Source organism: Lentzea californiensis (assembly GCF_024648825.1).
In the GTDB taxonomy this organism is placed as follows: Bacteria; Actinomycetota; Actinomycetes; order Mycobacteriales; family Pseudonocardiaceae; genus Lentzea; species Lentzea californiensis.
This window is the reverse complement of sequence record NZ_JANBBE010000007.1, coordinates 94,617-107,537: the sequence shown is the minus strand read 5'-3', so window position 1 is coordinate 107,537 and position 12,921 is coordinate 94,617. Positions and strand designations below refer to the sequence as shown.

The 12,921-nt window shown below is 69.2% G+C and carries 13 protein-coding genes; 11 read left to right on the top strand and 2 right to left on the bottom strand.

The window, feature by feature from the left end; translation table 11 throughout:
- Positions 1-31: 31 nt before the first annotated feature.
- Positions 32-790: an IclR family transcriptional regulator gene (locus LX88_RS44375; RefSeq protein ID WP_258950237.1), complete on the bottom strand. Its 759-nt coding sequence runs from the start codon at positions 788-790 to the stop codon at positions 32-34.
- Between the two features lie 40 nt (positions 791-830).
- Positions 831-2,195: a bifunctional phosphatase PAP2/diacylglycerol kinase family protein gene (locus LX88_RS24910; protein ID WP_258950548.1), complete on the bottom strand. Its 1,365-nt coding sequence runs from the start codon at positions 2,193-2,195 to the stop codon at positions 831-833.
- A 116-nt stretch (positions 2,196-2,311) separates the two neighbouring features.
- Between LX88_RS24910 and pafA the strand changes: the two genes are divergently transcribed.
- The 11 genes from pafA to htpG all read left to right on the top strand — a co-directional run bounded on the left by pafA (position 2,312) and on the right by htpG (position 12,665).
- Positions 2,312-3,670 (top strand): Pup--protein ligase, encoded by a 1,359-nt coding sequence (gene pafA / locus LX88_RS24905; RefSeq protein ID WP_090070241.1) that lies wholly within the window; start codon positions 2,312-2,314, stop codon positions 3,668-3,670.
- A gap of 94 nt (positions 3,671-3,764) precedes the next feature.
- Complete coding sequence (locus tag LX88_RS24900) at positions 3,765-4,766, top strand: beta propeller repeat protein (RefSeq protein ID WP_258950236.1); 1,002 nt, start codon at positions 3,765-3,767, stop codon at positions 4,764-4,766.
- A gap of 13 nt (positions 4,767-4,779) precedes the next feature.
- On the top strand, positions 4,780-5,418 hold the full coding sequence (locus LX88_RS24895) for a uridine kinase family protein (protein WP_258950235.1): 639 nt from the start codon (positions 4,780-4,782) through the stop codon (positions 5,416-5,418).
- Between the two features lie 58 nt (positions 5,419-5,476).
- Positions 5,477-6,328 (top strand): alpha/beta fold hydrolase, encoded by an 852-nt coding sequence (locus tag LX88_RS24890; RefSeq protein WP_307791079.1) that lies wholly within the window; start codon positions 5,477-5,479, stop codon positions 6,326-6,328.
- A gap of 61 nt (positions 6,329-6,389) precedes the next feature.
- Positions 6,390-7,355 carry a helix-turn-helix transcriptional regulator gene (locus tag LX88_RS24885; RefSeq protein WP_258950234.1) on the top strand — a complete coding sequence of 322 codons (966 nt, stop codon included), beginning with the start codon at positions 6,390-6,392 and terminating at the stop codon, positions 7,353-7,355.
- On the top strand, positions 7,352-8,332 hold the full coding sequence (locus LX88_RS24880; RefSeq protein ID WP_258950233.1) for a helix-turn-helix transcriptional regulator: 981 nt from the start codon (positions 7,352-7,354) through the stop codon (positions 8,330-8,332). Before LX88_RS24885 ends, LX88_RS24880 begins: the two co-directional genes overlap by 4 nt.
- 9 nt (positions 8,333-8,341) lie before the next feature.
- Positions 8,342-8,614, top strand: a complete 273-nt coding sequence (locus LX88_RS24875) for a bacteriophage holin (RefSeq protein ID WP_258950232.1) — start codon at positions 8,342-8,344, stop codon at positions 8,612-8,614.
- Positions 8,607-8,897, top strand: a complete 291-nt coding sequence (gene tatA / locus LX88_RS24870; protein ID WP_258950231.1) for a Sec-independent protein translocase subunit TatA — start codon at positions 8,607-8,609, stop codon at positions 8,895-8,897. Before LX88_RS24875 ends, tatA begins: the two co-directional genes overlap by 8 nt.
- A 112-nt stretch (positions 8,898-9,009) precedes the next feature.
- Positions 9,010-9,918 carry a twin-arginine translocase subunit TatC gene (gene tatC, locus LX88_RS24865; RefSeq protein WP_258950546.1) on the top strand — a complete coding sequence of 303 codons (909 nt, stop codon included), beginning with the start codon at positions 9,010-9,012 and terminating at the stop codon, positions 9,916-9,918.
- Positions 9,915-10,775 (top strand): diacylglycerol/lipid kinase family protein, encoded by an 861-nt coding sequence (locus LX88_RS24860; protein WP_258950230.1) that lies wholly within the window; start codon positions 9,915-9,917, stop codon positions 10,773-10,775. Before tatC ends, LX88_RS24860 begins: the two co-directional genes overlap by 4 nt.
- 45 nt (positions 10,776-10,820) lie before the next feature.
- A complete protein-coding gene (gene htpG, locus LX88_RS24855) occupies positions 10,821-12,665 on the top strand; it encodes a molecular chaperone HtpG (RefSeq protein WP_258950229.1) in 1,845 nt (614 codons plus the stop codon).
- Positions 12,666-12,921: the final 256 nt, after the last annotated feature.

Genomic DNA, 12,921 nt, shown 5'->3' with positions numbered 1-12,921 from the left:
CCATTCGACAATGTCGAACGATTCCACAGTACTACCAGGAGAGCCCGCCGAGCTCCCTCGAAACGCTGCGAGCTGCCTCACGTACGTAGGACACGAGCTCGAGGCGCGGCGGCAGATCGGGTGAGTCGCACAGCCTCTCGACCGGCCCGGAGATGCCGATCGCCCCGACGACCACACCTCGCCTGTCTCGAATCGGGGCGGCCACGGACGCCTCGCCCTCGACGAGTTCGTGCAGGTCGTAGGCCCAGTCGCGGTCGCGGACGACGTTCATGTCGGCGTGCAGCTGCTCGGGATCGAGCGTGTGGCGGGTGAACGCCTGCAGGTCGCCGTCGGGCCAGTTGTCGCCGAACGCGACCAGGGCCTTGCCCAGCGCCGTCGCGTTCCACGGCAGCAGGGCGCCGGTGTCGAGCGTCTGCCGGCTGTTGTCCGGGCGGAACACGTGGTGCACGACGAGCACGTGCTTGCCGTGCATCACGCCGATGCGCACTGCCTCGCGCGCCCGCATCGCCAGGGTGTCCGACCAGTTCAACGCCTTGGCGCGCAGCTCGTTGCCGTCGAGGTAGGAGGTGCCGATCTGGAACAGCGCGGCGCCCAGGCGGTACTTGCCGCCCTCGACCTCCTGCTCGACGAACCCGACCTCCTGCAACGTCCGCAGGATGCCGTGCACTGTTGGTTTCGCGAGGTCGAGGGCGCGCGCGATCTCGCCGACGCTCAGCTGGTGCGCGCCGCCGTGCGCGAGCAGCTTCAGGACCTCGGCCGCGCGCTGGATGGACTGAATGGGACCGGGCACGCACCCCACTCTAGCTGCGTCTGTTCGACAATGTCGAACACTAGGGACGATAGATTCCCAGTGCGGCCGCACGCGAACGGAACTTGAAGTGGTTGGCCCGCTCGCGCACCTCGCCGTCGGTCGCGATCGAGATCGGTGCACCGTGCACCTCGACGTTCAGCGAGGCCACCTCGAGGTGCTTGTACATGCGCGAGTGCTCCAAAGCGCCGAGCAGCGCTCCCAGGAAGAACCTGGTCCGCGAGTACTTCCGGTCTGCCCGGACGTAGCGCACGTCGAGCAGGCCGTCGTCGAGCCGCGGCCGCATCGTGGGGGCGAAACCCTTCGGCCGGTACGGCCCGTTGCCCACGAACAGCAACCAGACGAGGTGCTTGTCGCCGTCGATGGTGATGTCCAGCGGCTTGGCTCGTTGCAGCACGCGGAACAACGCCATGCCCGCCGCCGGCCACTTGCCCCAGCGCTTCTCCAGCTTCTCGCGGATCCGCACCATGTCCGGGTAGCCGCCCAGCGACGCCGTGTTCACGAACCACTGCCCGTTGACCTGCGCCATGTCCACCCGCACACCCACGCCGTCCGCGACCGCCTGCGCCGTGTCGTGCAGGCCGGTGATGCCCACGTCCCGCGCGAAGTGGTTCAGCGTGCCGGAGGGGATGAGCACCAGCGGGAGGTCGCGTTCGGCGGCGATGGCGGCCACGGCGGCCACCGTGCCGTCGCCACCGGCCACACCCAGCGCTTTCGCGTCCGGCAGGTCGTCGAGCTCCTCGACCGAGACGATCTGCGCCTTGGGCCACTCCTCGGTGATCTGCGGCGTCGGGTCCGGCCCGATGCCCGAGAACGGGTTCACCACCACGACCAGCCCGTCACCGTCCTGCAACGACGTCAGGTCGGCGTGCTCGTAGGCCGAGGCGGGCTCGTTCATCCCGAGCGGCCACCACCGGCGCGTCAGCATCGCGGCACCGACGCCCACGGCCGCGCCGGCCGCGACATCCGTCGGCCAATGAACGCCCGTGTGAACGCGTGAATAGGCGACGGCGGCGGCGATCGGTGCCACCACCACGCCCGCTTTGGGTGATTCCATCGCCACCGCCGTGGCGAAAGCGGCCGCTGACGCGGAGTGACCGGACGGGAATGACGAGGATGTCGGCCGCTTCGACAGCCTGCGTCGCATCGCGAGCAGATCGGCGGCGGGCCGGCGGCGCGGGAAAAGCGACTTCCCGACCAGGTTCGCGCTGGCAGAGGCCCCGGCGATGGCCGCAAGGCCTCTCATCGCACCACGCCGGTACGGGCCTTTCCTCGTCGCCAGAATCGCCGCGATGACGAACCACAGCAGACTGTGGTTGGCGGCTTTCGAAAGCCTCTTCAAACCGGTGTCGAGCCTGCTCGGACGTAGTCCGGCCGAGGAGCTCATGAGCTTCTTGTCGAGAGCGCTGACCCGTTTCCACACGCCACCGACACTAAACCGCAACCGGCGTGCCGCCCGAACGGATCACCCTGCTCCGCCTGGGAGTCGCCTACTGTTGAGGCATGCAGCGGCGGATCTTCGGCATTGAGACAGAATTCGGGGTGACCTGCACCTTCCACGGGCAGCGTCGTCTGTCCCCGGACGAGGTCGCGCGGTACTTGTTCCGCCGCGTCGTCTCGTGGGGACGTTCTTCCAACGTCTTCTTGCGCAACGGCTCCCGGCTCTACCTCGACGTCGGCTCCCACCCGGAGTACGCGACGGCCGAGTGCGACGACCTGGCACAGCTCGTCACGCACGACAAGGCCGGTGAGCGGATCCTGGAGGACCTGCTCGTCGACGCCGAGCGCAGGCTCGCCGACGAGGGCATCGGCGGGGACATCTTCCTGTTCAAGAACAACACCGACTCGGCGGGCAACTCCTACGGCTGCCACGAGAACTACCTGGTCGCACGGGCCGGAGAGTTCTCCCGCATCGCGGACGTGCTGCTGCCGTTCCTGGTCACCCGCCAGCTCATCTGCGGCGCCGGCAAGGTGCTGCAGACCCCGCGCGGCGCCGTGTACTGCCTCTCGCAGCGCGCCGAGCACATCTGGGAGGGCGTGTCGTCCGCGACCACCCGGTCCCGCCCGATCATCAACACCCGCGACGAGCCGCACGCCGACGCCGAGCGCTACCGGCGCCTGCACGTCATCGTCGGCGACTCGAACATGTCCGAGGTGACGACGCTGCTGAAGGTCGGCAGCGCGAACCTGGTGCTCGAGATGATCGAGCAGGGCGTCCAGTTCCGCGACTTCTCCCTGGACAACCCGATCCGCGCGATCCGCGAGATCAGCCACGACCTGACGGGCCGCCGCACGGTGCGCCTCGCGGGCGGCAAGGAAGCGTCCGCGCTCGACATCCAGCGCGAGTACTTCGAGAAGGCCGTCGAGCACTGCGCCAAGCGCTCACCGGACCCGATGGCGGAGCGCGTCCTCGAGCTGTGGGGCCGCACCCTCGACGCCGTCGAGGCGCAGGACCTGACGAAGATCGACCGCGAGATCGACTGGGCCATCAAGAACCGCCTGATGAACCGGTACATGGAAAAGCACAACATGGACCTGTCCAACCCGCGCATCGCCCAGCTCGACCTCGCCTACCACGACATCCGCCGTGGCCGTGGCGTGTTCGACCTGCTGCAGCGCAAGGGCCAGGTCGAGCGCGTGACCGACGACGGCGAGATCGAGGCCGCCAAGGACACCCCGCCGCAGACCACGCGGGCCAAGCTGCGCGGTGACTTCATCGCCGCCGCGCAGGCCGCCGGTCGCGACTTCACCGTCGACTGGGTGCACCTCAAGCTGAACGACCAGGCGCAGCGGACCGTGCTGTGCAAGGACCCGTTCCGGGCGGTCGACGAACGCGTGGAGCGCCTGATCTCGTCGCTCTGATCGAACGATGCCGAGGGGCGCGCTCCGGACCGGAGCGCGCCCTGACCGCCGATCGGGGCTAGGAAGCGATCACCGGCTCGACCAGAGTGGCCACATGAGGATCATCGCGGCGGCACTCGCCGCACTCCTGGTTCTTCCCGGGGTGGCGTCGGCGACGGACACCTACTGGGACCTGAAGCCGACCGGTACCGACGCACGGTTCAGAGGCCTGTCCGCGGTCAACGGCCAGGTCGCGTGGGTCAGCGGCTCGAAGGGCACCGTCCTGCGCACGACGAACGGTGGCCGGACGTGGGACTCCGTGGGCCCGCCCGGCACCGAGGCGCTCGAGTTCCGCGACATCGAGGCCTTCGACGCGCGCAACGCCGTGGCGCTGTCCATCGGCGAGGGCGAGTCGTCGCGGATCTACCGCACGTCCGACGGCGGTAAGAGCTGGCAGGAGGAGTTCCGCAACACCGATCCGAAGGCGTTCTACGACTGCGTGGCGTTCTTCGACCGGTTCCGCGGGCTCGCGCTCAGTGACCCTGTCGACGGCAAGTTCCGGGTCCTCAGGACGTGGGACGGCGGACGGTCGTGGCACGTCGACGACCCGAAGGGCATGCCGGACGCGCTGCCGGGCGAGTTCGCGTTCGCGGCGTCCGGGCAGTGCGTGACGACCAGCGGCAACCACGCGTGGATCGCGACCGGCGGCGGCGCGAAGGCACGGGTGCTGGAGTCGCGCGACGGTGGCCGGTCGTGGAAGGCGAGCGAGGTGCCGCTGCCGTCCGGTGAGGCGGCGGGGGTGTTCGCGGTGGCGTTCAAGACGCCCTGGCGCGGTGTGGCGATCGGTGGCGACTACCTGAAGCCGACCGACCCGACGCCCGCGTTCGCGACCAACGACCGTCGCGGGTGGACGGCGGGCAAGCAGGCGCCCGTGGGATACCGGTCCGGTATCGCCTACCGCGGCGACGGCCTGGTCGCGGTCGGTCCGTCCGGGACGGACACCAGCAGGGACGGCAAGACCTGGAAGATCGCGGACACGGGGAGTTTCGACACCGTGGACTGCGTCGGGCACACCTGCTGGGCGGCCGGCGAGAAGGGGCGGGTCGGCCGCACCTGAGGGGAGACGGGGAATGCGTCTGCATCCTGGTGAGCCCGAGGCCCCGGGCTGGCGGGTCGTGCAGCTGACCGACGTCGTGCGGCGACTGCGGGAGGAGGCGTCCGGTGTGACCGGGCGTCCCCTCCTCGTCGCGATCGACGGGCGCGGTGGTGCCGGGAAGTCCACTCTCGTCGAACGGTTGCGGAGCCTCGTTCCGAGGTCCGGGGTGGTGCACACCGACGACGTCGCCTGGCACCACGCGTACTTCGACTGGGGAGGTCTGCTGGTCGAGAACGTCCTGGTGCCCCTTCACCGGGGCGAGGCGGTGGAGTTCCGGCCGGTGGCCTGGGCCGAGCACGACCGTCCCGGCGCGATCGAGGTCGTGTCCGGGATGGACTTCGTGTGGATCGAGGGCACCGGCGTCATCCGGGAGCAGTGCGCTCCGTGGATCGACGCCTCGATCTGGGTGCAGGGTGACCTGGACGAGCAGGAACGCCGGCTGTCCGCCCGCGACGGTGACTCCGCGGAGCAACGACGGCACGTCACCGCGTGGCTGGCCGAAGAGTTGCCGTTCCTGCTGCGCGAGCAGCCGTGGCGCAGGGCGACCGTCGTCGTCGCAGGTACGAGTGGACTCCGCCACGATCCCGAGTCCGAGATCGTCGTCGCGGTGTAACGCCCGCGGGACCTCCGGCGAAAAAGCACGTGTCGGCCGCTCCCGCGTGGGGTAGCCGATGCAGGTGTTCGACGGATTCTCGTTGCGTTGCAGGGACGTTGGCGAGGCCAATCTGCGAGTGAGGACCGGTGGTGCAGGGCCACCGGTCCTCCTCTTGCACGGACACCCTCGAACCCACACCACCTGGCACCGCGTCGCGCCACTGCTCGCCGAGGACCACACGGTCGTGTGCCCGGATCTGCGCGGTTACGGCGAATCCAGCAAACCCGGTGACTACTCGAAACGCGCGATGGCCCGCGACTTCGTGAACCTGATGCAGGGGCTCGGTCACGAGGAGTTCGCCGTGGTGGGGCACGACCGCGGGGCCGCCGCGGCGATCAGGCTGGCGCTCGACCACCCGGACCGCGTCACGCACCTGGCCGTGCTGGACGGGCTGCCCATCGGCGCTCACCTGGCTCGCGCGGACGCCCGGTTCGCCCAGGCCTGGTACCACTGGTTCTTCCTGGCCCGGCAGGAACTCGCCGCCGCGATGATCAACGAGAACCCCGACCTCTGGTACGGCGGCCGCTACCACGACACCCCGCTCGCGATGGGCGTGGAGAACTGGGCCGACTTCCAGCGGGCGATCCACGACCCCGAGACCGTGCTCGCGATGTGCGGTGACTACCGGGCCGGGCTGGAGGTCGACCGCCACCACGACGAGGAGGACCTGGCCGCCGGACGCAGGATCACGTGTCCCGTGCTCGCCCTCTGGTCGGCCGAGGACGACCTCGGCGAGCTGTACGGAGACCTGGCCGCGATCTGGGCCGAATGGGCCGACGACGTGCGGGTTCGTTCCCTCGACTGCGGGCACCACATGGCCGAGGAAGCACCCGTCGAACTGGTCCGCGAGTTACGTGCGTTGTTCTGAACGGACCGTTCACAACAGGCGGTGGTGAGGTTTCGGCGCGCGCACGCGTTAGGGTCTGTCCGTGGCCATCGCACGTGCCGAACGCCTTGTCAACCTGGTGCTGTGCCTGCTGTCGACCCGTCAGTACCTGACAGCGGAGCGCATCCGCGCCATCGTCCCCGGCTATCACGAAGCGCCGACGGACGAGGCGTTCTTCCGCATGTTCGAACGGGACAAGTCCGAGCTGCGCGATCTCGGCGTGCCGCTCGAGACCGGGCGGCAGTCCAACGCCGAGGGAGCGGAGGACGGCTACCGGATCGCGCGGCGCGACTACGAGCTGGGCGACATCGACCTCGAACCCGACGAGGCCGCCGCGGTGGCGCTGGCCGCCCGGCTGTGGGACTCCCCGCAGCTCACGGGCGCCGTGCACGGCGCGTTGATCAAGCTGCGGGCCGCCGGGGTGGACGTCGACCAGGACACGCCCGCGGCCGTCGAGCCCAAGGTGCGGGCCAACGAGCCCGCGTTCCCGCCGCTGCTGGCAGCCGTGCAGGCGGGGCAGGTCGTCGCGTTCGACTACCGCAAGCCGCCACCCGGCGGGCAGAAGGAACGAACGGTCGAACCGTGGGGCGTGGTCGCGTGGCGCGGCAAGTGGTACCTCGTCGGCTGGGACCGTGAACGCCAGGACACGCGGTGCTTCCGGCTCTCCCGCGTCGTGGGCGCGGTCCGGACCGTCGGCAAGCCCGGCGCCTTCGCCGTGCCCGAGGGCACGGACCTGATGAGCCTCATCGCGCGCACGCAAGCCGATCCGCACCACACGGCGCCCGCCAAGATCTGGGTGGCCAAGGACCGGGCGCAAGGGCTGCGGCGGCACGCGAAGGTCGTCGAGGAACGCGACGGCGGCGACGTCGTCGAGATCGACCTGAAGTTCCCCGACTCGGCGGCCAAGTGGCTCGCCGGGTTCGGGCCCGACGTCGTGGTGCTGGAGCCCGAGGTCCTGGCCAAGTCGGTCCGCGACCGCCTGCAGGGTGCACTGGAAGGAGCGCGGTGACCGCGTCGAACGAACGGCTGCCGCGGCTGCTCGCACTCGTGCCGTACCTGCTCAACCGGCCCGCGATCACCGTCAAGGAGGCCGCGGCCGACTTCGGCATCACGCCCAAGCAGCTGCGCAAGGACCTCGAGCTGCTGTGGATGTGCGGCCTGCCCGGTTACGGGCCGGGCGACCTGATCGACCTGTCGTTCGAGGGCGAGACGATCACCGTCTCGTTCGACGCGGGTCTCGACCGGCCGCTGCGCCTCACCGCGGCCGAGGCGGCGTCGCTGCTGGTCGCGTTGCGCGCGCTGGCGGACACACCGGGCGTCGTCGACACGGACGCGGTGCGGCGGGCGCTGGCCAAGATCGAGGCGGCGGTCGGCAAGGCGCAGCCGGCGGGCATGGTCGTCGGGCTCGGCGGGTTCGAACGCGGGGAGACCGCGGAGGTCCGTGAGGCCGTACAGGGCGCCGTGAAGCGTGAACGAGCTGTGCGCATCCGTTACTACTCGCAGTCGCACGACGCGATGAGCGACCGAGTGGTCGATCCGATGCGTCTGCTGCTCGTCGAGGGACGCGGCTACCTCGAAGGATGGTGCCGTTCGGCGCTCGGCGTGCGCCTGTTCCGGCTCGACCGCATCGACGACGTGCAGGTGCTCGACGAGCCGTCGTCGCCTCCGCCGCACGCCCAGCTGACTGATACATCGGAGGGGTTGTTCCACCCGAGGGACACCCAGAAGATCGCGGTCCTCCTGCTCGAACCGGACGCGCACTGGGTCGCCGAGTACTACCCGGTCGACCACGCGGCGGAGCTCTCGGACGGCCGCACGCGTGTCCTCATGCGCTACGACGACCCGTCCTGGATGGTTCGCCTGCTCCTCGGGCTCGGCGGCGACGTGCACGTCGAAAAGCCGTCGGAACTCGCGGAGGAGGTTGTTCGCCAGGCGGCAGAGGCATTGCGCCGGGCAGATCACCTGCTGTCCACCCAAGACGTATAACGTGTGCTTGTGCCGTCCACACCGACCCTGGCGCTGATCGCGCTCGGCCTGATCGTGCTCGTCGCGATCGCGATTCGAGTCATCCGATCCTTGCGTCGATTCGCCCGCGCCCGCACTCTGGTGGGGGGCGGGGTCGGCAACGGAGTCGGTCTGCTCAAGGCGCGATCCGCGGCGCTGAAGGTGGCCATCGCCGAACGGCGGCCAGACGAACAGGCCCGCACCAGGGCAAACCCCGCGTACGATCGTCGTAGCGGGGCAGACAGGAGGATCACCAATGGGTAACCTCGGACCCACCGAGCTGATCATCATCGCTGTGGTGATCATTCTGCTGTTCGGTGCGAAGAAGCTTCCCGACATGGCCCGTTCGCTCGGCAAGTCGGCGAAGATCTTCAAGGCTGAGACCAAGGGCCTGCGCGACAACCAGGACGCGGACGACGCGCCGGTGCAGCAGCAGCCCGTGCAGCAGCCGGTCCAGCAGCTCCCGCCCGCCCAGCCGCAGCCGGTGCAGCAGCCCCAGGTCGCGCCTCCCATCGAGCAGACCACCCAGAACAAGGCGAACAACTGACCTTCCGGTCTCCTGACTTGTAAGGACGGTCGACGCGGTGGCAAGTCCGTTCCGGTGGGTCGCTGAACGCCGGGAACGCGGCAGGCGCCGTCGGGGCAACGCCGACGGCACGATGTCGCTCAAAGAGCACCTCTACGAGCTGAGGTACCGGCTCGGTCTGGCGATGCTGGTCATCAGCCTGGGTGCCATCTTCGGTTTCATCTGGTTCCAGGTGAGGCTCGGCCCGATCCCGTCGCTGGGTGACATCCTGACGGGCCCGTACTGCCAGCCGGACCTGGAGAAGTACCGCGCGAAGATCACCAACAACGGTGAGTGCGCGCTGCTGCAGACCGAGCCGTTCGAGATCTTCCTCGTGCAGTTGCAGGTCGGTGCGGCGGCGGGTGCGGTGCTGCTCAGCCCGTTGTGGCTGTACCAGATCTGGGCGTTCATCACGCCCGGCCTCTACCAGAAGGAACGCAAGTTCGCGCGCGTCTTCGTCGGCGCCGGCGCGCTGCTGTTCGTCGCGGGCGCGGTGCTCGCCTACCTGGTGGTGCCGGAGGGCTTGAAGGTCCTGCTCGGTTTCGGTGGCGACAACTGGGTCACGGCGCTCACCGGTAGCAAGTACATCAACTTCGTCATCACCATGCTGTTCATCTTCGGCGTGAGCTTCCTGCTGCCGCTGGTGGTGGTGATGCTCAACCGCGCGGGCGTGCTGTCCTACGAGCGGCTGGCGAAGTGGCGGCGCGGCCTGATGATGGGCCTGTTCGTGTTCGCCGCGATCGCGACGCCGGGCACCGACCCGATCTCGATGGTCGTGCTGGCCCTCGCGCTGTCGGTGCTGTTCGAGATGGCGATCCAGCTCTCCCGCGTCCACGACAAGCGCAAGGCGAAGCTCCGCAGCGCCGAGGGCTGGGACCAGCTCGACGACGACGAGGCGGCGCCGTTCAACTACGTGGCGTCCGACGCCGACGGCAACGACCCCGGTGAGAAGGCCATCGCCTCGGAGCCCCCGAAGCGCGTGAACTACGACGACGCCACGTGACGCGGGCCGCCTTACTTGTCTGCCCCGCGTCGGGCAAGGGGCGGGCGGCCCGGATGGCCGGGTCGACCGCCGCGGCGCTGAGGCCGCACGTGTCGTCGTTGACGCAGCTGGTCGCGAACGACGCCGAGGGCACGCTCGCGATGGCGCGCCAAGCCGTCGAGGACGGTGTCGACCTGCTGGTCGTCCTGGGCGGTGACGGAGCCGCCCACCTGGGCGTCCAGGCGGTCGCGGGCACGTCGACGGCGCTGGGCATCGTCCCGGCGGGCACCGGCAACGACCTGGCCGCGGCCGTGGGCTCGCAGTCGGTCGAGGACGTCGTGCACGGCACCCGCAGGCAGCTCGACCTCGGGCGGTTGTCGACGGGGCAGTGGTTCGCGACGGTGCTGTGCGCCGGGTTCGACTCCGCGGTGAACGAGCGGGCGAACGCGATGCGCTGGCCCGCCGGTCCGCGCCGCTACGACCTGGCGATCGTCGCGGAACTCGCGTCGCTGAAGCCGGCGCCGCTGGTCGTGACCACCGAGTCCGGGACGTTCGAGCTGGACGCCACGCTGGTCGCGATCGGCAACACGCCGAACTACGGCGGCGGCATCCCCGTGTGCCCCACGGCCGACGCCGGCGACGGGTTGTTCGACGTCACGGTCGTCGAGGGCGGCAGCCGCACGATGCTGGTCCGGATGCTGCCGACGCTGCGCACGGGCAAGCACACCGAGCACCCGGCCGTGCGGACGTTCCGCGCGCGTGAGGTCTCGCTGTCCGGCGGCAACGGCTGGATCGCTTACGCCGACGGCGAACGCCAGGAGGCGTTGCCGATCACGGTTCACACGGTTCCCGGCGCCCTCACGGTCGTGGGTCGCTAAATTATGGGGCTGTTCGGTCCGTTCCACTGTTTTCGGTAGGGATTCATGGAGACTCTGCAGTTCCAGTCCGAGGCGCGTCAGCTGCTGCAGCTGATGATCCACTCGATCTACTCGAACAAGGACACGTTCCTGCGAGAGCTGGTCTCGAACGCCTCCGACGCGCTCGACAAGCTGCGGCTGGAGTCGTTCCGCGACAAGGACATGCAGGTCGACGTCGACGACCTGCACATCGTGATCGAGTCCGACCCGGCCGAGCGCACGCTGACGGTGCGGGACAACGGCATCGGCATGACGCGCGAGGACGTCGTCCGGCTCATCGGCACGATCGCGAAGTCCGGTACCGCGGAGTTCCTGAAGCAGCTCAAGGAACAGCAGTCCGGCAGCGCGTCCGACCTGATCGGCCAGTTCGGCATCGGCTTCTACTCGTCGTTCATGGTGGCGGACAAGGTCACCCTCGTGACGAAGTACCCGCACGCCGAGAAGGGCGTGCGCTGGGAGTCGACCGGCGAGGCCACGTACACGATCGACGACGTGGACGACGCCCCCCAGGGCACCTCGGTCACGTTGCACCTCAAGCCGTCCGACGACGAGGACCGGCTGCCGGACTACACCGAGCCGGCGAAGATCCGCGAGATCGTCAAGCGCTACTCGGACTTCATCACCTGGCCGGTGCGCCTGGGCGGCGAGGACATCAACTCGCGCAAGGCCCTGTGGGCGCGCCCGGCCTCCGAGGTGACGGAGGAGGAGTACGCCGAGTTCTACCGGCACATCAGCCACGACTGGAACGCGCCGCTCGAGACCATCCGCATGCAGGCGGAGGGCACGTTCGAGTACCAGGCCCTGCTGTTCCTGCCCGCGCAGGCGCCGATGGACCTGTTCATGCGCGACGGCAAGCGCGGCGTCCAGCTCTACGTGAAGCGCGTCTTCATCATGGAGGACTGCGCCGAGCTGATGCCGGAGTACCTGCGCTTCGTGAAGGGCGTAGTCGACGCGGCGGACCTCTCGCTGAACGTCTCGCGCGAGATCCTGCAGCAGGACCGCCAGATCCAGCTGATGCGCCGCCGCCTGGTCAAGAAGGTGCTGTCCTCGATCAAGTCGCTGATGGGCACCCGCCCGGACGACTACGCGAAGCTGTGGGGCGAGGTCGGCGCGGCCCTGAAGGAGGGCCTGCTCTCCGACTCGGACAACCGCGACGCGATCCTGGAGGTCTGCTCCTTCGCGTCCACGCACTCCGACGAGTCGCTGACCACCCTCGCCGAGTACGTCTCCCGGATGAAGGACGGCCAGGAGCACATCTACTTCATGACCGGCGACTCACGCGTCGCCGTCGAGAAGTCGCCGCACCTGGAAGCGTTGCGCGCCAAGGACTACGAGGTGCTGATCCTCACCGACACCATCGACGAGATGTGGGTCGACTCCGTCCCCGCCTTCGACGGCAAGACGTTCCAGTCCGTCGCCAAGGGCCAGGTGGACCTGGAGACCGACGAGGAGAAGTCGGCCAACGAGGCCAAGACCGCGGAGTTCGGCGACCTGCTCACGTGGATGAAGGAGCAGCTGGAGGACAGCGTCAAGGAGGTCCGCCTCTCGTCCCGCCTGACGACCTCCCCGGCGTGCGTCGTCGGTGACTCGTACGACATCACCCCGACTCTGGAGAAGATGTACAAGGCGATGGGGCAGGAGCTGCCGAAGATCAAGCGGATCCTGGAGCTCAACCCGTCGCACCCGCTGGTCGAGGGCCTGCGCAGGGCGTTCGCGGCCGGCGAACGCGACGGGCTGGCCGACACCGCGGAGCTGATCCACGGGCTGGCGCTGCTGGCCGAGGGCGGCGAGCTCGCGGACCCGTCCCGGTTCGTGAAGCTGGTGGCGGACCGGGTGCAGCGCACGTTCTGACGCTGGTGGTTGCCTTGCGGGGCGGCTTGCAGGCGCGTGGTTGCCTTGCGCGGGTCGTGACGGAACTGCGCGGGGTTGCGATCGGGGCTGACCTCGAGAGGGCGGGATGCTGCCTCAAGGTCAAGCCCCAATCGCGTTGCGGCCCCGAACCGCTACCCGGTCCTGAAGGTTCAGACGGCTCGCTTCGCATCGCCACGTCAGGTTGGCGGCGTGGTCACCATGCGAGGGCCGGCGCCGGTTGGCACCGCGCGGGTCG